The sequence below is a fragment of the Pantoea sp. DY-15 genome (assembly GCF_019795935.1).
Taxonomy (GTDB): Bacteria; Pseudomonadota; Gammaproteobacteria; order Enterobacterales; family Enterobacteriaceae; genus Pantoea; species Pantoea leporis.
Genome location: NZ_JAIMIF010000001.1, coordinates 1,459,961 through 1,480,600 on the forward strand (window position 1 = coordinate 1,459,961; position 20,640 = coordinate 1,480,600).

Below are 20,640 nucleotides of genomic sequence, written 5' to 3' on the forward strand. Positions count from 1 at the left end.
TATTGCACACTTTGCAGATCAAACACTTACCAGTTTATTCGGATCGGGTTCGGACAAATTTCGGTACCGCTATATTGGCAAATCATCCTCGCCGTAAATAGTCGCAATTTCATGCGTCACCACCCCCACCACCGCAATATCTTCCAGCAGGTCATCCATCAGGAATGCGCCATCGTCGGTAATCAGGCGCCGCGGATGAATCATGATCATCGCCCACTCATACATGCCTGAGATATCAATCAACACCGTGTCACCGTTTACCGGGTAACGCTGCTTATCGATTATGCACCTGCGGCCATTCAGCTCCACCATGCTGGAAGTCTCACGCGTAGACAGGATGTGCTGCAGCGGCTGAAGCAGAAACGTCACTTCGCCACTGGCAGGTCCGACAGTCTGGTTGTGTATGCCGGCGACAACATTTCTCGCTTCATCTCCCAGGATTTCTGGATACCCTGTCCTGCAAACCATAATTTCCCCTTCCCGCTCTGGTTTAGACCGTCAACGACACGCATCAGCGATTCGCTGTTGGCCTGTGGCTTGAATTCGTCAAAGAGATTGAGCTGCGAGACGCCCTGACTGTAGAAGTCGCCCAGCATGACGCCTGCTTTCATATATCGGCAACCGTCGCGCCATATGTGGTCGAGACCCTGCATAGCAACCCTGATGATGTCACGTGTATCATTGGAGGGCGTTAGCAGCCTGCCTATTGCCTGATTGCCGTAGAACACCTCTCCTTCGGCGTGCGGGCTGGTACGGACGAACACCGCTATCTGTCGGCAATACTGGCGCTCGCGCCTTAGCTTCTCGGCAGCGCGTTCTGCATACGAGCAAACCGCCTGGCGCATATCCATGTACTCGGTGATGCGTGAGCCAAATGAACGGGAGCAGACAATCTGCTGCTTCGTCGGCGCGAACTCTTCCAGCTCAAGACATGGCTCGCCGCGCAGCTCGCGCACCGTTCTCTCCAGCACCACATTGAAGTGCTTGCGGATGATGTATGTGCTCTGCTCCGACAGGTCTTTGGCGGTGATGATGCCCATCGCGTTCAGCTTCTTGCTTATGCGGCGGCCGACGCCCCACACATCCTCTACCGGTACCAGCGCCATCAGCTTTTTCTGCCGGTCAACATTCGACAGGTCGACGACGCCTCCGGTCTGTTTCCACTTCTTCGCGGCGTGGTTGGCAAGCTTAGCCAGCGTCTTAGTCTGAGCAATGCCCACACCGACGGTCAGATGTGTATCGCGCTTGATTCGCTCCCGCACCTCGCGTCCAAAGTCTTCCAGTACACGACAATTACGGACGCCGGTCAGGTCGAGAAAGGCTTCGTCGATGGAATACACCTCCACCGATGGCGCCATCTGCTCCAGCGTCGTCATCACCCGGTTCGACATATCCGCATACAGCGCATAGTTGCTGCTGAATACGTGAATCTTGTGCCGGCGGATTTCGTCCTTCAGCTTGAAGTAAGGCGCACCCATAGGGATTTTCAGCTCTTTCACTTCGGCGCTCCGGGCGATCACACAGCCGTCGTTATTGCTCAGCACCAGAACCGGCTTACCGCGCAAATCAGGTCTGAACACCGTCTCGCAGCTGGCGTAAAACGAGTTGACGTCAACGAGCGCAAACATCACATGCCGCCGTTTGGATTGAAAACCTGAAAGGTGCGTTCATCGCCATCAGCCGTTGAAATGTCACGAAAGGTCGTCGTGTGCATCTCTATCCAGCTATTGGCGGCGCGAAGCGTGTAATGCCAGTTAAGGCGCTCCAGTTCGCTCACAAAGTCGAGCGTGCTGATAGTAAATCGGCCTGAGGCATCTCGCTTCATAGCCTGCTTAAAGGCCATCCTGATTTCGTAGTCGCGGGGCATGGTCATCTCCCTCCCTGATAGATACTGTATATAAATACAGTAATATCGATCGATGGGATCGATCAAGTCGATTGATGGGGGTTTTTGCGAAGGGATTGGTGGGGAAGGAAATTTAGGTGGGCGACAATGCCGCCCGGCTGGTGTCAGCGTTCAAGCAGATGAAGGGCGATGTCTCTGGCTATGTTGGGCTCTTGGTTAAATTCACCGAGAATCACTTGCATCAGAGCATCTCTCGATAGCGGGCGCTTTTCTGCAAGAACGGTTATCGCAGCATCGCCGATTATGCGAGCCACTTCATGTTGAGCCTCTTTGTTGAGTAGGTTTTCCATAACGCCTCCTTGGTCTGCAGTTCTAACGTACGCCTACAAACGTCAGGGTGTATGAGAAACGGCTCAAATGAACTCATAATAATGATGACAAACATTCATGCTTGAGCTTTAAATATCTATAAGACTTTCAAGCTAAGCAGGGTTTTCTGAAAGCTTATTTGAAAGGCTTTTCCCTAAATTTACGCTATATACCTCAACTGTAACATGCATTAGGTAAGATATTATTATCGATACCACAATTGACATTATAGAAGAAGTATAAAAACCAAGCCCAAGGCTTAGTAATATTGGTATCATTACATAGCCGCAAGTTGAATGAATCAAATACAGCGGATAACTTATTTTTGCCATGAAATCCAATAAGATATTATCTTTGGAGTGATCTCTAAAAAAATAGAAAATCATAAACACAATGAAACCGTACAGATAGTTATTTAGATATCCAAAAAAAACAGGTGGCTTGTATTCTGCATATAATAAAGATGCAAATATCAGCATAAAAAAAGCCAATAACACTGACAGCTTGCTTGATTTAATAATTCCTTTAAAGTGCAGATAGACAGCTACGCCTGAAAGCATAAATGATACATACTTCAACTTCATCACAGTAACCCTTAATACATCACTTGCGATTGAGTTAACGCCTGTAAAATTCAGATAAATAGCAACGCCTGCAAGAATCGCCGCCGAAGAAAACAAAAATGTCTCTCTGTCCCTAACGCTTCTAACACCCAGCGCCATAATGATATAGAAAAGAATCTCTACAGGTAGAGTCCAGTTGACAAAATTTATAGACGGATAAAGAAAGTATTCGTAAACCAAAAGAATATTTGCAGCAATAACTTTAAAATCTAGTGATATGTAACCGCTTGCTCCGCCAAAGTAGTAAGAAGAAATGAGAGTAAGCACGAAGCATATTAAAAGCGAGAGCCAATAAGTGGGGAATATTCTGAAAAACCTTTGAACCAAGAACTGACTGGAGGATATTTTGTCCAGTGAGAACATCACAACAAAGCCGCTAACCATAAAAAACATAGCGACTCCAAGCGGACCAAGAAATATATTAAAATAATGCTGTGCTATTACCTTTGGCAAAAAAAAGCTATTAACATCTAGGTTTACTTTATGCGCGCCAGTTATTGATGTTATGTAGTCTTGTTGAAAGAATATGCTTCCATAATAGTGCGATATTAACACTAAGATTGCGGCTATACCGCGAAACTGGTTTGCGAAAGTAACTCTCATTCCCATCCCCTGATGTCGTTATTCTCAAACAATATCACATCATCAGGGGATCATAAATGCCAATTAAGGGCTATCAGGCCATTCTATTTTTGGGGCCTTACTTGTATTGATGCTCATAATAGCCTCGATGTAGTCAAGCCACTTATTTAAGCTATCTTTTTCAGTGTCTGAAATCCTTCCCAGAAGAAGCTTAGTTTGCCAAAGTGATATCGTACTTTCCGCAACACTCAGCTTTTGGTTCTTTTCTTGCTCTGCCTGAGACACGTAATCCACGGCAGGCTCAGTGAATTTATTACCATCAAAAACCCATCCATAGACAGGTGCTGGTTTGGTTTTCGTCACATCAATCCATACGAAATCCTCGGGGAACATTGTTGAGATATCGCCATCCGTTTCGAAAAACTCCTCAATTTTTCCGTTATCAATTCTTGCGTATAGAGACATTATGAATACTCCTCAATGTATACAATTCCAGGAAGCCCCTTGTAACGGTCAGCTATATTTTGCGCTCTATTTCCACCGCCGCCGCCGCCTGGAGCGCCTATTGATGTTTGTGCGACGTTCCCTGCTCCGCGCTGGCCGCCGCCCCAATAGGACGCGCCTCCATCACCACTGCCGCTGCCTAGCGCAGGATCAGCCGCGTCACTTCCGCTACCACCATAGATATTTATATCTCCTCCAGAGCCAATTCCCGGATCTCCGCCCGCTCCGCCAGAAGCAGCGTTGCCACCTGTAGCTGCACATTCCGCTCCAAAAGAACTTGATCCAGACCGCACTGGAGTGGTGGCTGGTGCTCCAACTACAATTGAATATGACGACTGGAGATTTTTAATGAATTTTATAGCCGTTCCGCCCGCACCTCCTCCTGCTCCAGGAGGTGCGGAGGTAGATGTGTTACCCAATCCAAGGCCTCCTGCTCCAGTCACAATAACTTTGCCTGCTTTGGCGCCTGGAGTTGGTGTATAGGTGTATGTTCCCGGAGAAGAGAATGTCTGGGTATTAATGAGCCTGCCAGGAACACCAAGTAGCGGCGCGTCTTGAATAATATTTGTCCCATTGCCAACTAGCGACGCCGTAATTCCTGAGGGAATTGATATCCCACTGCCGCTTGGCGTTTTGACGGTTACATTAAAATTACCAGTACAGCTGTTTACAAATGTCCAACGCTTTACCCACGCAGGTACAACAAGATTGATATTTGCAGTAAGCGCACCAGTCAATGTGATGCGTTCCTTTGACGCCTGAAGAGTTGTCAGTGTTACGCTTGACCCAGAAAGGCCTGTAATAGCTGTTGATCCATAGTTTCCAGAAGGCACCCAGCCAGTTATAGCCGCAGTCGTGTTTTCAGGGTTAGTGGTGTTTCCATCAACAGTATTAAGCCAGAAGCCATCCAGTGTTGAGTTTGGGATTCTGGCGCCTTTAGGATAACCAGATACGGCAGTGTTAAATGCCGTGTTAAATGGATATCCTGCACCAGCCTGTGTCCAGCGAACCGCAGCCGTAATATCATTAAGCACGCCATTAAAGTCGGTACCGAACGGAGGTACACCTCCCGCTGCTAATGGGGTGCGCGTCAACGGCGGAAAGCCATCGCTATAAGAGGCTCGGCCAGCCGTAATACCTATCTGAGAGTCGTTGGGAATGTCCTGCTTTGTACCCGCATCAGCGAACGGGATTGGAAGTAATTTAGGCTGTGAGCTGGTTTGCATTTTGAATTCCTGAATCAGGGAAGAACGTTCCGCTTTCGAAGGGCTGCATATCAGCCTCGGCGAAGCCAAATGTGTTGTTGAAATCGAGTGACATAATGCTGACGCTTACCCCTGCAGGTTTGGCGATCGCATTGGAGTTGATCAAAATCGCCCATTCAACAGGCGACAGGTTGAAGCTGAACACGTAGCTCATCGACATCACGCCGGTTATTGCTACAAAAGCATCACCCTCTCCCTCGAAGAGGTAATTGAGTGCGTTATTCAATGAAGGGATTGAGCAATCGGTGATGTTCGCCATCGCTTTGGCAAGGATGAGTTTTCTGTAGCCATCATTAGCCAGCCGAACCGTAGTAGTCAGCTGTAAGCCTTCATAAAACGGCGCTTCATCGAACGGCTTAGGTGAGTCATCGCTCGCACTTATAAACGCTTCGTCGAACCCGAAATTGGTAGTTTGCTGCGGCACGTTAAGCAGCCTGGAAACGCCGACTATCTTGCCCCACACGTCCAGCCCGTAATCTTCAGCCGTAGAGATATCCCAGATAGTTGTGAGGAATCCTTCGGTGAATTCCGTCATATCCATCGTGGTATTGAATGATTCAATCAGGCTTCGGAGGTTAGGGCTGGCGGCGTATTGTGTGAGGATGGTGTCTCTCACATTCTTCATACGAGGGTTACGCTTATATCATTGGCATCTAGGGAAGGTATCTGGTCAACGCCGTACTCAACGGATGGGCTGTAGTTCGTGCCATCGATGCTGATGGTCACTGACAGGACGTTTACGGATGCAGTGTCGATGTTGTTCAGCACTGAGTAATAACCGCCTGCGAAAACCTTCGATGCGATACGCGCTTTAGGTACCAACTCCCTGTTGCCATTGAACGCACTGATAATCGCCTCCTTCGCCTGACTGACGATGTCAGAAGGAAGGGATGAAGTGTTTTCCAGCTGCACCTTGAAGTAGGTTCGCGTCTGCGTTGGCGTGTTCCATGTGATCGTATATTTTGGCGAAATATTGGTGCCACGGGATGTGTCAGTAACTACCGCCGAGGTGTTGCCAACCATCCCACAACCAGCCTGATTCTTCACGTAGATGGCCTGCGCGATGTCAGCCGCTTCACCGCCGTAAACGGCGATATAAACGCTGTGCGCTAGTACCGGGTAATTTGTGGAACCGATGTTTACCGTCGCGCCAGAGTGATTCGACCAGACATATGCATCAACAACGCCATCCACATCGAGCACCGCGGCATAAATTGACTCTGGTGTTCCCTTCGCGTTCAGAGCTACAGACTGCTTGCGTCGATATTCAAAGTTGGTGCGTGTCTCTACGGCATTCCCCGGCACACCGGCAGCGGCATTCGTGATACCTGACCAGCCATTTACAGCTCGATAAATCGTGTTCAGCGAGCCAATCGGACATGCGATAGCGCCGGTCGTCTGGTTCTGGAACACGATATCGACTGCGCCCGATGCAGGGATAGTGGCGTCAGCAAGTGAGAAGTAGATGTAACCCGCGTCATCCTGCGCAGCGCTACCAGCAGGAATTAATGTGCCAACCAACCCGGTTGCCGTCGCTGTTACTGTGGTCCCCTGCGCAGCTATGCGGTCAATGAAATAAATGCGGCCGATAGCATCCTGAAATCGTCCGGATGCATAATCGGGGTTGATGCCATTTACGATCGCCAGCTTCTGGTCATTGTTTTCCGCGATAATTGCCGTGTCACTCATGGCAATCTGCCCCTGCGGCGTCGTCAGGCTTTTGCTCATCCCGCCGCCCAGCGCGTCATCCAGATCGCTCAGTCGCCCGTCGAGAATATCTTTCTCATCAGGAACGGAGAGGCCAATGTCAGAGAACGTTGCCGCCGGCACTGAGGTTGTGACAATTACTTCATCTACCATATTGGCCTCAGAAATTGATGGTGCTCTGGTTATAGTTCGTATCGGTTATGGTCATGACGCCGGAAGCTACGCGGTTCTGCTTTCCAATGACGGTCGTGCAAGTTGCGGTCTGGACGTAATCCAGTTTCAACGCTTCTGACTGCATTTTGGTGTTGATCAGCTGAGTTCCGGGCCAGTGGCCTAGGATGCGCTGGTAGTAAGGAATGCCGAGCGTGGTGTCATACCAGGCCTCACCCAAGAACGTCTTGCAGGCGCATGCAACGTCCTGTGCCACCGCGTAGGGGTTGGCTGTCGATGCGAGGTTGCCCGCGCCATCCAGAGTGATGTCCCATGCGTTGGTGTTTAACTGAAGTGATTTGGTTAGCATGCATTCTCCGGGTAATAAAAAACCCGCCGGAGCGGGTTTGAGATTCAGTGCATTTATACACAGTAGTTAGGCCACATCAGCACCGTGAATCAGGTGGCGGAGCGCTTTCACACCCTCAGCGTTGTAGCGGAACGCTTCGACCTGTTTGTCAGAATGGCGTGATTTATCCAGAAAGAACTTGCCGTACTTCTCTGTCTTTAAGTTGTTCGCATTAGCGACTCGACCAATCTTTTGTGCACTTACACCAAGATCCGCTCCAATTTCGCCCGCGGTCTGGTAATGCTCTTCAAGCACAGGAAGCGGTATTGCGTTGAAACCAACGATAGGGTTAATAATGCTGGCTGCAGCAGTCTGTCTGGCCTCCGCTGCAAGGTTTGGCATTAGGTCGAAAAGATTAGTCACTGCATCGACGGTCATCTTTAACGTTCTGGCCTGGCGAAATTCCACTAACCCGCTGGCTGACTTTCCTTTTGTTAAATGCGCCTCCTGCATTGCTTCCAATTTATCAACTAGCCCGCGACGAACAGACTTCGACTCCCTAGCCGCAACTCGGATGGCTTGCTTGAAAGACATTTCAGCGACTTCAATATCTGCACCGTTTTTCTGACCTACAAAAATCTTGTAGGTCTCACCATCCAGTTCATCCTTGATGCGTTCGATGAAAACATTATTGCGAACGGGTTTCTCTCCACACGAAGTTCGAGCCTGATTTACCAAGGCTAGCAACTCTTGTGAGTCAATGGTTTTCTCAGTGACAGAGCCGAAACTATTTGCTAAATTTAATCCAGTCATTAAGACCTCGCAGTTTGAAGTGACACTCGATAGCCAGCAGCTAGACCCTGCTGGCTTTTCTATTTGCGCCATCCGTTGCGCCCATCAATGTAACTCCGGAATTCTAAGGTTGTTCAGCACGCGCCAGTTGTCGGTAGTATGGCGGTCGGCATGGATATGTGACGTCTCGCGCTCTAAAAGCTGCCTTGATTTGTTCAAGACGCGTGAGTATTCGCGCGGCATTGAGTGATATGCGCCTGCAAGGCGGTGCTCAGCAACGCGCAATAGTGGTTCAACGTCGGCCATCTTGCTCGCCATGCCAACAGAAGCACGCCACAACCAGCACAAGTCCTGCAGCTCATCATCAGTGAATTGTTTGGCGATCGGGGAGTGCGCGACTTCGCGATCCAGAATGTCTAGCACCCAGCGGCGGAATTCTTTGGCCACGTCAGTACGAGCAAACATCGCGATTAAATGCGCCCCGCGCAGACTGAAAACACGAACCTTTTTGCGGTAGTTACCTGTGGTACTCACTTCGAGTACCTGAGTCATAGCAGTAGTGAACTCGTCTGCGTACTTGTTATAAATCATCGTCACGGCGCGACTATTTGAATACTCCAGAGCCTTAGCTAAGTCTGATGATGTCAGCCACGTACCGGTGATGTTTGATACCGGAATAAGCGCTTTGCCGTGGAAGTTGAGATCTGATTTCGCTACAATGTTCATGTCGTTAATTCCTAGTTGGGGATTTTCGGTAAAAGGAGCCTGACGGTCTGACCACCGTTGGGCTTCTGTTATTCTGGACACTTCACACCTTGCCTTTCTGCGTACTCTCTCATAGCTCTTACTGCTTCCTTACTGAAGGAGCGATCCCCCTTTTGCGCCAAGTCTTCCATAACTTTTTCAAGCCATTCTGGCATCCGAAGAGTTTTAACTTTCATTTTAATCTCCATATGTATTTGGTATGCATACATAGTATTTTGGTACGCATTGCTAGTCAATAGGTATGCACGTACTATTTGGACAAGAGCGCAGCGCCCGCTTAGGCGAAGGAGTCAAGATGTCAGAAAGAAGATATAAAAATCCGCAGGTTAACCTTAGATTGCCTGAAGAATTAAAGGATAAAATATCTAGGCTAGCCGAAAAGCATAAGCGCTCAGCTAATGCTGAGATGGTCGCCGCTATTGAAAGCTGGGTGGAAGAGTATGAGATGCTAGAAAGCCGCCAAGAAACCCTTGACCTGATGACGAAGAACCCATCAGCTCGTGAACAACCCCATATTCGCGACCTTTTAAATGACTTTGTGGCAAAAGTTACGCCCCTTTTAGAAGAAGAGATGCAACGAAGAGAGGCGGCTGAAAAAAAAGAAAGTGAAAACAAAAAACCCACCTGACGGTGGGTTAGTTTTCATTCATGCACTTTTTCACATACTCACTATGAAATGCTCTCTGCCAATCTGCATTATTTGAAACATCGCTAGCTAGTGGAATGCTGCCATCAGCAATCCTTGCTTGAACCATTCTTGATGCCCAATCGCTACACTCTGCTATTTTTGATTGCTCTCGCTCAAATTCGTCCTTGCTTACCATCCTCTTATTTTTAAAGTCATAATAGGATTGGTTATTATTTTCAGTTGCCTGAGCGCTTAACGACATTGCCGTCAGCATGAATGCAATGATTGATATTGAATGAGTTTTCAGTTTCATCAGCACCTCCCGAGTGGGAAAGTATAACTGTGCGGGAGAGAAAAACACCGCAATTTTATTGGGGTTTGCCAGTGTTGCCACTGCCTGTTTGCACTCCATTATGCACGTGATCTGATAGTTTAATCCCCTTGCCTGTAATCTCGCCTTCAGCGGTAATATTGCCCTTAAATTTGAAATCACCCGCATAGCTTCCTGCCCCCTGACTCACAGGGCCATTCATGACAATGTTGGCCGCATTGAACGTCAGCGACGTGTCGGAGTTAATTTCAACAACCGGAGCTGATACAGTGACAGACAGGGGGGAAACGATATCAATACCATCATCACGAAAACTAACATATTGACTGGGCTCTGCATTTAACACTCCGCCAAGATAAAGAGCGTCTGCGTAATTATGCGTCCTGCTTGATCCCGGCAATGATGATTCTCTAGTGGATTTCACTCCGCTGATATCTCTGTCGCATATGGCTATCATACCTATGTCGCCGATTACAGGCGGCATGATAACCGCGCTTGCACCGCGCTGAAGTCGCCATACTGGAACGCCATAGATTTCAGTTTTAGGTATCCGCTCACCCGAGCCGGTAAAACCCTCAACCATTGGTTTTACTGTCACCTGGCTCCCGGATGTATCAACCTCAGTTACAATTGCGAGCGTAATAAACGCATTGCTCATCAACATCCTCTGGAAGAGGAATGACTGCACTCCAGCATCACTGGTGGTATCTTGTGGTCTTAACGCAAAAACATTATCCATTCTATTGCCTTACCGCTGCTATTTGGGCTGAGCTGGCCTGAATGATAGTTGTCCATGGGCCACCTTCAGTCCATGTCGATAGATGATGTTTGGCAGCCATAATTGTGTATATGCCGCTAGCATTTTTTAAAGAGGTGTTTAACTGGACTCGCCTACCTAAAACAAATAAGTTGCTGAATATGCTTTGGAAGTTGACTCCGTAGTTATTAAAAACTGGATACCCCATTAATCCAGTTTCCTTTGACACTAATGGTTTAACGTCATCCACTGCGCCCGTCTGAGGCCAAATGAATATCACCCCAAGCCGAGTATCTATATTAAACCCGCAGGCCTTTGCGACTTTTAACATTTGCTCGATTGGATTTCCGTCAAAATAGGGGTTCAGCAGAGGATAAGAAACTCCGTTATTCACTACTGTGAAATCAATGCTTTTAGCAATGGAGGTCACAATATCCGCTGCATCTACACTGCCTTTGGCACTAAACGGTGGGGCGGGAATTGATTGATCAAAACCAGTGGCATAAGCGCTTATGATCAGTGGCGCATCCGGCATTTGGTTGAAGTCTGCAAAGCAGTTGGTAACCGAACCAAAGAATATAGGATTACCATCAGCCCATACTTTCATCATATTTTGCTGAGCGCCATTCAACTGAATGCCTTTATAGCTTAGCGATGACATGAGATCCAAGCTCAACCCGAAAACCCTAGCCTCCAAAGTTGTTCCTGCATCACCACCATAAGCACCCAATTCGACCTCTGCCTTGACATTGTCGATGGTAAGTGTGTCGTTTCCTTTATCATCAAACTTCCCCTCCTTGAGTTTGAACTCAAACTTCAGGCTGCGTTTTTTGTAAGTCATGCGGCTGCACTCATTTCTTCTGCAGTGGCGAAAAAGAGCTGGAAGCGATCACCCAGGCCTTCATAAGTCGGGTCATCACTCCCCTTCGTATCAGCGAAAAACAACTCACCCCGGAATCCGAGGTGTGAATATCGGACCAACTTGTTGCCGTTGATGCAGATAACACCCTGCGCTATCCACAAATCATCAATGCCGATGTCGATATACAGACCGGTCGTCCGCTGGTAGATGCGAAGGGTCACTGACTGATCGCCAAGCCTGAGGGTCATCTCCTGCGCCTTAATGGCCTGCAATGTGATTGTCTGCATCAGGTGATTACCTTAACCAGTTCAGTGACGGATGATGAAAGCTTGTTGATAGCTGAGGTTGCAGCACCGTTTATGGATGCCGTGGTCGTCTGCGTGATATTGCTGGCTACCGAAGATACCTTGTTGGCTACCGTAGTGGCGGCGCTGGAAACTGAGTTTTTCAGGCCGGTTAGCGCCGATGAAACGCTGCTTTGCGTGGCTTCTGAGGTAGAAGAATTCACTTTCTCGGTAACCGCGCTAGATGCCTGACTTGTAGCGTTAGAGGTGGTTTTGCTCTGTGCGGTAGTGCTGGTTAGCGTCACCTCCGCCTCTTCCAGAACGGACTGGAAAATTGCCTCCACGGTCAGCAGCGTCACATCGCGCTCTGACGTTCGGTAGTTGAATCGCACCAAATCGTAATTTTCATAAGTCGTGTCCGGCGTCTCAATGTCGTAGGTCTTTGTATCAGCCACCATCGCATCGAGAGCAGCAAGCATATCGGCGCGGCTGGTCAGTGAGAAGTTGGTCAGGTTTGGCAGTGAACCGGTCAATCCGGACCAGCCTTCAAGAACGAACAGCACACGTATAACCGGCGGGCGCTTCACCTTGTTATAAGAGCTGTAAGAACCGCTCGCTATTGGCGCTGATACGACTGAAGCATCAGCACCATACTCAATGCCAAGGAATGATGACGGGCTTAACGCCTTGCCAGTTCCGTCATTAAAGTAGATGCCGTAGCCGGGGCTGATAATGCTGTTGATGACTGAGAAAATGCCGCCACCCTGCACGGCATTCAGTAGTGTTGTTTCGTTCAGAGAAAAGTTCATTATCCACCCTGCCCGGACATTGATGGCACAAGAAGACTGTTGCGGCTTATGCTGCGTTGCGCGTCCTGAGCCAGCGCATCGATGCTTGATGCATTGCTCTGCACTTTCATCTCACCGATGTGAATTTGCGTTCCGGCCTGCTGCTGCGCTCCGGGTTGACGCATTGCTGCTGCGCCAGAACCAATCTGAATACCGCTAAGGATATCGGTGTCGCTGACATAACCTTTCCCATTCTCATGATTGATGATGCCGCGAATGAGCTTGAACACGGTTTCCTGGTCATCGCCGGAAAGCGCATCGGTTGAGCCCTTTCCGGTCGCACCTACAAGCTGCTGGATATAGGATGCAACGTTGTTTCCGTCAGATGCTGGTGCGTACTTATTGACGATCGACTGAATGGTGTTGATGCCGCGATTGAAATAAAGCTGAATCTGCCTATACAGCGCCGCCACGCCTTCACCCATTGAATTGAACACAGCGAATCGGCCGTTATCACCACCTTCTTTTGTGGCGCCAGCCTGACCTGCAAAATTCAGATTGCCAGGGTTGTTGTTGCGAATTCCGCGTGGCTTAGTGCCGTAGGCGTCATATTTGTTATCTGCATCGCCGGTCTTGCTGATTGAATCCCACCATGCATATGACTTTTTGAGCCATTCATCAGCCTTGCCCATAATGCCGCTGGTGCTACCGGTGTTGCTGTTCATCTTGTCAATCAGGTACTGACCGGTGGTTTTACCTTCCTTATTGGCTTCTTCATCGCTCGAGCCGAGTTTATCCCACGCACTTACAGTTGCGATTGCAGCAAGCAACGGAGCAAAGCCGCCGCGAACTCTTGCAATGCCGGAAAGCATCTTCAGCGCCCAACTTCCGACGACAAACGCAGCTAGTATTTCCAGTGCGTTCTGCCATCCACCAACAGCATCAACCACCTTATTTACTTCGGCGGCAGAATCAGTGAAGAACTTTTCGATCTCCGGTCCGTGTTCGGCTATCCAGATGCCGACCTTCTCAATTATCGGTATGAGCTTTTCAACGTAGGGAATGAGCGCCTCATAAAGAACCTGCGCTGCTGCGGAGAAGTTCTGCTTCATCTCCTCCAGGCGCCGATTAAACTCCAGCGCCTTCCTGGTTGCATCGTCCGTTGCTTTGGATATCTGTGCAAATCGGTCTGCATCGCGCACCAGAGAGCCGTTAGATAGGCCTTGCTGTGTTGCGTTATCGAAACCGAACATGCTGCCAAATCGACGCTGAGCGTCTTTATTTAGCTTGGTCCAGTTCGTAGCAATTTTTCGCATGATCGCTTCGGAGTTATCGTTCTGATAATCGAAGTTTGCACCTGTGGCGCCGGCGAACGATGAAAGCGCCGCGAACAGCGGATTGTCCTGCCCGCCGCCCGTTCTGATTTGCGTCAGCACATCCTGAAAGTTGCTCAGTGTGCCGGTCATCTTCTCAGCGCTTGAGCCAGCAGCGCTTGCCGCACGCTCCCAGCCATCCAGCGCTTTTGCGGAAATATCCAGAGACTGCGACTGAATGCCGAGGCGCATCAGGTCGTTTGTCATGCCGGTGACGAACGATTTAAATCCCTGCACTGATAGCGTGACGCCTACCAGTGCCAGCAGTTCAGTGCGGATTGAGCCAAAGAACGAGGCCGCTCTTTTACCTGCGGCCTCCATGTCCTTCGCGGTCTGCTCTGCCTGCTTGCGGGTGTCATCTAAACCACCCTTCACATCCTTCTGGCCTTTCTTGAACCCTGACGGATCGAGACCAAGCGTTACAACCAGAGAGTCGATAATTGTTGGCATTGTTTAATCACCCTGCTTATTAGCCACCATCCGGTTGTAGTTATCCACGGTAATAATCTCCAGCCACCACCATAAGTCCTCAACGCCCAGCGTCGTGCTGAGTTCCGTCAGAGAGCACTTCCCTGACGAAAGCACGGTAGCTATGGTTTTAGGCACGTTGACATAATCAGCAAGGCCTATGATGGTCTCGCTCATCATTGGTGGAATGTCTAACTGGCGGCGGCGGTGAAAAAATCTACGTGAAGCTTGAAAACTTCCATGCGGAGCTTGAGGCGCGTGGCGATCTCCTCGATGTCATCATCGATAAGCTTGCGCTTGATGCTCTGATTGCTGGCATCTGGAACGCATTGCACACACTCCATGAGCTCATCCAGCAGCGGTTTGGCTTCTGCGGCAGGGATTTGCGACACCATTTTCAGTCCTGTGCCAGCCATCGCTGCAATACCCATGTCAGCGAAGTTATCAGGTAACTCAACACCGCTACGGGCCATCGCCATTCCAGCGCGAATTGCCCACCATTCCGCCTGTGTTGCTGACATCTCGCGGATGAAGAACACTTTTCCGAGGTCTCGCCCTTTGGTGTCTACGGTGTAGAAAATCTCTTTACGTGCCATGTGGTGCCTTATGGGTTGTAAGCTTCAGGGGTGACGTTTTCCCAGTTAATCTGGAAAGTACCCGCCGCCAGTACGCGCTGTGCATCAGGCATTGCTTTGGTGCGCTGCAGGATGCCGTTGGTCAGCGTGTACTTTTTCCCGGTTGCAGGGATGATGATCGTCGCGTTGCAGCGGAAGATTGCTTTTGCCGTTACGGAGGTAAGCACCCACGTTTCGAAGATGGGCCAGCTTGGGCTATCAGGCATGATGGTGATCGTCTGTAGGTATTCACCGAAGACGAAGCCACCTGATAGCTTGCCGTCGGCGCCACGGACAGCAACTGCCATTTCGGTGTCGCCCATCGCAAACATCGCGTCTGCGGCGTAACCCTCAAGCACCTGCGCAGTTGGGTACAGATTTGTCACAGTGAGCGAAAAAATAGCGTCAGCACTGGTGATCGTGTTATTTCCGGCCATTTATTCGGCTCCTTACTGAACCATCGTGGATGGTAATGAAATTTTCTGCACGCTGCCGCCATCGCAGTACCAAAGTTGCATCGGTGGTGAGCCACGTTGTGCGCGAACTGTTGACGTCGCATCGCCGATATACAGGTAATAACCCTTGGCATTGAGTGATGCGGAAATGTCGGATCCGACTGCGTTGTTGATCTCTGAAATCTGGGAGGATGACAGCGTCACGCCTGAGCGGATGCCACCAAACGCAACGCCTTGTGCAAAGGTGTCCGCAAATCCTGCTTCGATAATAGCCTTGCCACGCGCGTTATACGGGAATGAGCGATTCGATTTCATCGTTTCAATCGCATCACCGAGAAGGTTGGCATTCAGCCAGATTTCAAAGCAGAAGCTATCGACCCATTTGAACGAACCTGAAACGGTACCATCAGCCCAATAGTTCTCGGTGATGTTGTTTTCTGCATACTCGCCGTAGAAGTTGTATCCGTTAGCGATAAGCGCATCGTAAACCTCAGAATCAGACACCTTGGCAGTAAGGCCATCTACTTCACGGAATTTCAGCGTTACACGGCCCTCTAAACGGTCGAAGTCCAGAGATGCTGAGTAACCAAGTACAGCAGCAGCATCAAGATGATCGCCATACACCGGAATCACGCTGGCATAGTTTTTGGTGGTGATAATTTTGTATGCCAGGCAATCGGTGCTTCCACTAACCGTTGCTGTGACTGAATAATCGTGAGGCACATAGCCATAGCGGTAGTTTTGAGCATCCACCCATGAGGAGAGATCAAGACTGATTACTTCGTCGACGGCAAAGGTGGTAGTGAATAACGCCCAATTCTGTGACTTGCTTTTAATCTGCTTGAAAGCGTCGGCGGCGACAGCCGGGTCAGCACCCTGAGAAATCACCGCGCCTTGGGCGCTGGTTAGCTTCAGGCTCGTCGCGATGGTTCCAGAGGCGTAACTTATGGTGCTATCAGCACCCGCCGTTGCTGACGTGATGATAAACGCCTTTTGAGTAGTGTCGAAGGTCACTTCTACGGTATTGCCGATTGCGGTTTCAATCAGGTCGGCCGCCATAGCAAAACTAGTTGCTGTGCTCAGGTCGATGTTGGTCGATGTTTTCACGGTGCCGTCAACGGTGATCGTGAGCACCCCACTCATCAGCTTAAGCTGGTCAAGCGTGACGCTTTTCATCGAACCAGAGCGCAGAAAAGCTGAAACGTCAGTCACGTTGTAGCGAGCGAACAGCAATGCGCCAGGCTTCTTGGTCGAATTGACGAAACCTTTGAAATATATTTTCGAGAATTCATGTTCATTGGATGAGGAGCCAAAATAACTCAAAACGTCATCCGGACTGGTGAATGCGGTCACTGCACCAACTGGCGCATATTCACTATCGGTCAGAGCCAACCCATTCAGATAGAGGGCTGTACCGCCGGCAGAAAGCACGCCGGGGATGATATCAATGTCTTTACTTAAAGGGATTGGCATTTAAGCATTCTCCGGTGGGTATTTCAGGTCTGCGGCAATCGCTGTGACTTCAATTTCGTCGAAGAAATACAGAGGCGTCGTAACGACTGCGTTAAATTGCGCGATGAAATCAAGCGTCCAGCGGCTTTCATACTGCTGCTCGGCGTTTATCATCGTTGTCTGATGCGGTTCACCGGCATAAAGCGGTGTCACCGGCATGTTGTTTTGTTTGAACCAGTTCGCGGCGTACTCAGAACGAATCATCGTGCCGACGATCGCAGCCATTTCTGCAGCTGTGTTGCCGTAGAAATCGAGCTGACATCGCCACTGATTGCTTCGCTGTGTCATCTCACTGCCCGCACCCACTCCGGGATCGTTATAAGCAACGCGGTTGGTTGACAGGCCGGTAATGAACATCGGCGTCATGGTGACGAAGTCTTCATTCGGCATCGGCACAAGGTTTTCCTGCGCCAGAAACACTTCTACGTCGACAAGAGACAATAAAAAACCGCGCAAGGCGGTCGTCAGGTCATCCTGTTTAATGCTTATCGTCGCGCTCATGTGCTCACCTGCAGCGTTACAGCGAAGGCGCACCAGTCAGGCCACTCTTCCAGAGGTTGAGTAATCAGCCACGTCTCGCCGTTAACGATGAGCTTGTCGCCGCCCTTTTGCTTCGGTCGGTTAACGCCTTCAAAGTTACCGTTCACGTACGCTTTCTTTTTGATGCCCTGCAGGTTAAGCCCGTCGAGCTTCATCAGGTCGGTGTAAGTCAGTGGCTGCAGCTGCACGGTCACCTCCTGTTCACTATAAGCAGGAGTTCGGTGACCGGCTGCGTCAGTTGTGTACGTGCCAAGGCTAACCATCATCACGCCCGGAACATCCGCGTTAACGGTGGTGATAGCCCGGCGCACAATGCCATGGAGGTTCATACGCCGTCCTTAACGTCATAATCGACCGAGTTCAGCATGTGAGAGGTTTCAATCAGCGGCTTAGCAAACCCTTTCCGCTTAATGGTATAGGGAGATAAAGGTGGGTCTGTGAATTCACGAATTGACTCCTGCAGCTGCGACTTGATGTGCTCGCCCATTAATGGAAGAAAAGAACGCGGGTCGTAACTGGTGGCGATCGCAATTCTTGATATGTCATTTCCCCACCCAGGTGATTTGACCGCAATCATACGTCGAAAGAATGGGCGCGCCGGACGATTCATGCCCGGATCGCCAAATTCATTCGCTGCAGCAACCATAGGTACCGATTCGCCGTCAGGGTAAGTTGCGCCTTCAAGAAATCCAACCCGCAACGTAGAGCCGTTACCCAATTTCTCCGCAATCTCCGCCAGCGCTTTCTCGAGGCCTTCACCACCTGAAAAGCTAGTCATGATTACCTCCGAAAGGTGCCGCGGCGATTGTAGTGATACGGGTACATCGATGGTGAGCCACCGGGCAGGTAACGAATCGTCCTGTATGGCAGCGTGGCCTGCCAGTACTGTGCGCCGTAAGGTGTCTGGAGATACCACCATGAAGCGGAGCTGGAGGGGCCAGCATCCACTGACACCGACACAGAACCTTCAGATGCGCTCGTTACCCGCCCAACCAACCCTGACGCCGCCTGCCCCCCTACCCCACTAGTGAGGGCGGTGATGTGAGCTACCAGCATATTCAGGAACACCGCTCGCTGATTCACATCAGTGACCGGGCTTGTGTCGGTGTTGTTCAGGTAGACCGTTGCTTTAATGAAGTTAGCATTCAGCAGCGTGTCACTTACGGTTTCGAATTCCGGGTAACTTTCGCGGAACGCCGCGACATCAAACACAACGACCGCCATGATTACTTACCGTCAGATTTGGTTACGCCGGGAGCCGGGTTATCCTGCGGCAGACCTTCGAGGCCTGACTTCACGTCAGCATTCTCTTTGGCCTTAGATTCGGCGCTGTTGGTTTTCGCCTGAGCAAATACCAGCTCGTTTTTCACATAGGGCTGGTCTTTATGCTGCTCCAGCCACTTATCGAAAACTGCCTTATCGACGTTCTCTGTCAGGCCATAGCCACCAATTACGGTGGCTGAATTTGCGCCATTCAGTACGATCGGTTGAGAGCCTTCAACATCCAGCACCAGACCATTCGGCAGTTTGCATCCTACAGTTACGACTTCAGCCATTTCTTACACTCCCAACATGGTGGCGATTGCCAGCGGTTGACGGATGATTGCACCCCAGGTGCCGCCAGATTTTTTCTGCTTCCATGATGACTCTTCAGTCACCACGGCATGCGCACGCATCTTCTCCGTGAAGGCGGCGTAAGCAGTGTCCTGCTCACCCAGGCGATCTGCGATCAGCTGAACAATTTCACCGGCTGTAGTTGAGTACTCAATAGCCGTCTCAATCTTCAGGTTAGGGAAGTTTTTCTTCAGCAGGTCGGAGACGTTCACGTTATACATGTTCGTCTTAGCCAGGTTCACAGACATAGCCGGTGACATAGCAAGCGTCATCGGCGTGCTCATGTCCAGCAGGCCTTTGGTCTGCGATACCAGTTGACCGAACAGCTTCAGGATATCGTCATACACAGCCTGACCATCTTTGGTTGACCATGTAACACCGCTACCGGTGCCGGTTGCGTTTGGCGTGATTGATGCTGGCAGCGAAGGGTCGTTCAGCAGGCCGTAGTTCTGCAGGCCAGCGATGCCGTAGAAGTAGGATTTGTTCTGGAACTTATTCAGCACCAGAGCAGAAGCCACGTTCAGTTCAGCGGCGTAACCGATACGCGCAGCACCGTACATTTCCAGCTCGCGCTCACCCCAGCGGGTGTGAGTCTGGTAATGGTAGGACTGACGCGGAACCCAGTTAACGTTCGCTGCGGTCATGCCGTTGTGGTTGTAGTCACCGTAAGAGCTGGTTTCACCCGCTGATTCTACGATCGGGAACTGCGCGGTAAGAGTGGTCCAGTCGCCTTTTTTCACTTCACCGATGATTTCTGCAGCCTTCATCGGTGTGACCAGTACGCGGATGAGTTCCGGATCAACGTAGTTGGTGAAGAATGCCGGGATGCCTGAGCTACCAGTGGTAACCATTGTTGGCTGGGCATCCATCGCCAGAGAGAAGTTTTCTGCAAACTCCGGCTTCAGATAGTCTTTCGCGCCCGGCAGCACGATGCCGTACTTGCCGCTCGCTGCGGCGTAGTGCTGTTGAAACTTATTCATTAGTTGCTCCAGGTGCTGATTTTAACCAGTTCGTTTGCTGCTGCGACGCTACCGGCTTTAAATGGGGTTTCGACATAACCGGCGATCGTGGCGCCAGCCGCACCCGTCTGAATCTGACCAGTGGTCAGTGACGCAAAGATTTTCTGTCCGCGCGTAGCAGCAGTAGAAGTACGCGCCCAGAAGTCACCAGCAACCATCAGGGTCACTTCGCGACCGGACTGGATAACGTTTGATGCTGCGCCCAGCCAGGTGGTGATTACTGCCTGACCATCGCGATGCACGAAGCCAGAAGGAACGCCAGTGCCGGCATTAGATGCCACGCCGTTAACGTCCCATGCAAAGCGGCCAATGGTCAGGCCGTCGGTGCCTGCAACCAGAGCCGCTTCACCCGCCAGATAGGTGGCATGTTCGTTGGTGCTTGCGAAACCACCCTCAACACCCGGGGCCGGGTATTGGTTAATTACACTCTGAAAACCTGCCAT

30 protein-coding genes are annotated in these 20,640 nt (G+C 50.3%); 1 reads left to right on the top strand and 29 read right to left on the bottom strand.

The features are described from left to right. Window positions 1-69 precede the first annotated feature (69 nt). The 13 genes from K5Y32_RS07015 to K5Y32_RS07075 form a co-directional block, all read right to left on the bottom strand. The gene (locus K5Y32_RS07015) at window positions 70-369 is read right to left on the bottom strand and encodes a hypothetical protein (protein ID WP_255602401.1); all 300 of its coding nucleotides are present in this window, start codon (window positions 367-369) and stop codon (window positions 70-72) included. Next, window positions 366-1,628 carry a translesion error-prone DNA polymerase V subunit UmuC gene (umuC, locus tag K5Y32_RS07020; RefSeq protein ID WP_222182403.1) on the bottom strand — a complete coding sequence of 421 codons (1,263 nt, stop codon included), beginning with the start codon at window positions 1,626-1,628 and terminating at the stop codon, window positions 366-368. Before umuC ends, K5Y32_RS07015 begins: the two co-directional genes overlap by 4 nt. Further along, window positions 1,628-1,867, bottom strand: coding sequence for a DNA polymerase V (locus tag K5Y32_RS07025; protein ID WP_222182926.1), 240 nt, complete (start codon window positions 1,865-1,867; stop codon window positions 1,628-1,630). The genes umuC and K5Y32_RS07025 overlap by 1 nt, the downstream gene beginning before the upstream one ends. Before the next feature lie 143 nt (window positions 1,868-2,010). Beyond that, on the bottom strand, window positions 2,011-2,196 hold the full coding sequence (locus K5Y32_RS07030; protein ID WP_222182405.1) for a hypothetical protein: 186 nt from the start codon (window positions 2,194-2,196) through the stop codon (window positions 2,011-2,013). Window positions 2,197-2,328: 132 nt separating this feature from the next. Beyond that, window positions 2,329-3,441, bottom strand: a complete 1,113-nt coding sequence (locus K5Y32_RS07035) for an acyltransferase (protein WP_222182407.1) — start codon at window positions 3,439-3,441, stop codon at window positions 2,329-2,331. A 63-nt stretch (window positions 3,442-3,504) separates the two neighbouring features. Continuing rightward, entirely contained in the window at window positions 3,505-3,885 is a 381-nt protein-coding gene (locus tag K5Y32_RS07040; RefSeq protein WP_222182409.1) for a tail fiber assembly protein, read from the bottom strand. After that, window positions 3,885-5,150 carry a hypothetical protein gene (locus K5Y32_RS07045; protein WP_222182411.1) on the bottom strand — a complete coding sequence of 422 codons (1,266 nt, stop codon included), beginning with the start codon at window positions 5,148-5,150 and terminating at the stop codon, window positions 3,885-3,887. Before K5Y32_RS07045 ends, K5Y32_RS07040 begins: the two co-directional genes overlap by 1 nt. Next, on the bottom strand, window positions 5,128-5,814 hold the full coding sequence (locus K5Y32_RS07050) for a DUF2612 domain-containing protein (RefSeq protein ID WP_222182413.1): 687 nt from the start codon (window positions 5,812-5,814) through the stop codon (window positions 5,128-5,130). The genes K5Y32_RS07045 and K5Y32_RS07050 overlap by 23 nt, the downstream gene beginning before the upstream one ends. Beyond that, window positions 5,811-7,049, bottom strand: coding sequence for a baseplate J/gp47 family protein (locus K5Y32_RS07055; protein WP_222182415.1), 1,239 nt, complete (start codon window positions 7,047-7,049; stop codon window positions 5,811-5,813). Before K5Y32_RS07055 ends, K5Y32_RS07050 begins: the two co-directional genes overlap by 4 nt. Window positions 7,050-7,056: 7 nt before the next feature. After that, window positions 7,057-7,416, bottom strand: coding sequence for a hypothetical protein (locus K5Y32_RS07060; RefSeq protein ID WP_222182416.1), 360 nt, complete (start codon window positions 7,414-7,416; stop codon window positions 7,057-7,059). Window positions 7,417-7,482: 66 nt separating this feature from the next. Beyond that, on the bottom strand, window positions 7,483-8,208 hold the full coding sequence (locus tag K5Y32_RS07065; RefSeq protein WP_222182418.1) for a hypothetical protein: 726 nt from the start codon (window positions 8,206-8,208) through the stop codon (window positions 7,483-7,485). Between the two features lie 84 nt (window positions 8,209-8,292). Further along, window positions 8,293-8,913, bottom strand: coding sequence for a P22AR C-terminal domain-containing protein (locus K5Y32_RS07070; RefSeq protein ID WP_222182420.1), 621 nt, complete (start codon window positions 8,911-8,913; stop codon window positions 8,293-8,295). 68 nt (window positions 8,914-8,981) lie between these two features. Further along, window positions 8,982-9,128 carry a DNA-binding protein gene (locus tag K5Y32_RS07075; protein WP_222182422.1) on the bottom strand — a complete coding sequence of 49 codons (147 nt, stop codon included), beginning with the start codon at window positions 9,126-9,128 and terminating at the stop codon, window positions 8,982-8,984. 119 nt (window positions 9,129-9,247) lie between these two features. Between K5Y32_RS07075 and K5Y32_RS07080 the strand changes: the two genes are divergently transcribed. Continuing rightward, a complete protein-coding gene (locus K5Y32_RS07080) occupies window positions 9,248-9,580 on the top strand; it encodes a CopG family ribbon-helix-helix protein (protein ID WP_222182424.1) in 333 nt (110 codons plus the stop codon). A gap of 7 nt (window positions 9,581-9,587) precedes the next feature. Here the strand turns inward: K5Y32_RS07080 and K5Y32_RS07085 are convergent, their stop codons facing one another. The 16 genes from K5Y32_RS07085 to K5Y32_RS07160 form a co-directional block, all read right to left on the bottom strand. After that, the gene (locus K5Y32_RS07085; RefSeq protein ID WP_222182426.1) at window positions 9,588-9,893 is read right to left on the bottom strand and encodes a hypothetical protein; all 306 of its coding nucleotides are present in this window, start codon (window positions 9,891-9,893) and stop codon (window positions 9,588-9,590) included. A gap of 55 nt (window positions 9,894-9,948) precedes the next feature. Then, window positions 9,949-10,650 (bottom strand): Gp138 family membrane-puncturing spike protein, encoded by a 702-nt coding sequence (locus tag K5Y32_RS07090; protein ID WP_222182428.1) that lies wholly within the window; start codon window positions 10,648-10,650, stop codon window positions 9,949-9,951. Window position 10,651: 1 nt separating this feature from the next. Beyond that, window positions 10,652-11,509: a hypothetical protein gene (locus K5Y32_RS07095; RefSeq protein ID WP_222182429.1), complete on the bottom strand. Its 858-nt coding sequence runs from the start codon at window positions 11,507-11,509 to the stop codon at window positions 10,652-10,654. After that, a complete protein-coding gene (locus K5Y32_RS07100; RefSeq protein WP_222182431.1) occupies window positions 11,506-11,817 on the bottom strand; it encodes a hypothetical protein in 312 nt (103 codons plus the stop codon). The genes K5Y32_RS07095 and K5Y32_RS07100 overlap by 4 nt, the downstream gene beginning before the upstream one ends. Next, a complete protein-coding gene (locus K5Y32_RS07105; RefSeq protein WP_222182433.1) occupies window positions 11,817-12,623 on the bottom strand; it encodes a hypothetical protein in 807 nt (268 codons plus the stop codon). Before K5Y32_RS07105 ends, K5Y32_RS07100 begins: the two co-directional genes overlap by 1 nt. Further along, window positions 12,623-14,425, bottom strand: coding sequence for a hypothetical protein (locus K5Y32_RS07110; RefSeq protein WP_222182435.1), 1,803 nt, complete (start codon window positions 14,423-14,425; stop codon window positions 12,623-12,625). Before K5Y32_RS07110 ends, K5Y32_RS07105 begins: the two co-directional genes overlap by 1 nt. Window positions 14,426-14,634: 209 nt before the next feature. After that, complete coding sequence (locus K5Y32_RS07115; protein ID WP_176972803.1) at window positions 14,635-15,039, bottom strand: hypothetical protein; 405 nt, start codon at window positions 15,037-15,039, stop codon at window positions 14,635-14,637. A gap of 8 nt (window positions 15,040-15,047) precedes the next feature. Continuing rightward, entirely contained in the window at window positions 15,048-15,494 is a 447-nt protein-coding gene (locus tag K5Y32_RS07120; RefSeq protein WP_255602407.1) for a hypothetical protein, read from the bottom strand. Between the two features lie 12 nt (window positions 15,495-15,506). Next, window positions 15,507-16,985 (bottom strand): DUF3383 domain-containing protein, encoded by a 1,479-nt coding sequence (locus tag K5Y32_RS07125; RefSeq protein WP_222182437.1) that lies wholly within the window; start codon window positions 16,983-16,985, stop codon window positions 15,507-15,509. Continuing rightward, entirely contained in the window at window positions 16,986-17,525 is a 540-nt protein-coding gene (locus K5Y32_RS07130; RefSeq protein WP_176972805.1) for a hypothetical protein, read from the bottom strand. Beyond that, window positions 17,522-17,893 (bottom strand): hypothetical protein, encoded by a 372-nt coding sequence (locus K5Y32_RS07135; RefSeq protein ID WP_222182439.1) that lies wholly within the window; start codon window positions 17,891-17,893, stop codon window positions 17,522-17,524. The genes K5Y32_RS07130 and K5Y32_RS07135 overlap by 4 nt, the downstream gene beginning before the upstream one ends. Continuing rightward, complete coding sequence (locus tag K5Y32_RS07140) at window positions 17,890-18,342, bottom strand: hypothetical protein (protein WP_255602408.1); 453 nt, start codon at window positions 18,340-18,342, stop codon at window positions 17,890-17,892. The genes K5Y32_RS07135 and K5Y32_RS07140 overlap by 4 nt, the downstream gene beginning before the upstream one ends. A gap of 2 nt (window positions 18,343-18,344) precedes the next feature. Further along, on the bottom strand, window positions 18,345-18,788 hold the full coding sequence (locus tag K5Y32_RS07145) for a DUF4054 domain-containing protein (protein WP_222182441.1): 444 nt from the start codon (window positions 18,786-18,788) through the stop codon (window positions 18,345-18,347). A 2-nt stretch (window positions 18,789-18,790) separates the two neighbouring features. Further along, window positions 18,791-19,120 (bottom strand): hypothetical protein, encoded by a 330-nt coding sequence (locus K5Y32_RS07150; RefSeq protein WP_101764011.1) that lies wholly within the window; start codon window positions 19,118-19,120, stop codon window positions 18,791-18,793. A 3-nt stretch (window positions 19,121-19,123) separates the two neighbouring features. Then, entirely contained in the window at window positions 19,124-20,158 is a 1,035-nt protein-coding gene (locus tag K5Y32_RS07155) for a major capsid family protein (protein WP_101764010.1), read from the bottom strand. Further along, window positions 20,158-20,640, bottom strand: coding sequence for a hypothetical protein (locus tag K5Y32_RS07160; RefSeq protein WP_222182442.1), 483 nt, complete (start codon window positions 20,638-20,640; stop codon window positions 20,158-20,160). The genes K5Y32_RS07155 and K5Y32_RS07160 overlap by 1 nt, the downstream gene beginning before the upstream one ends.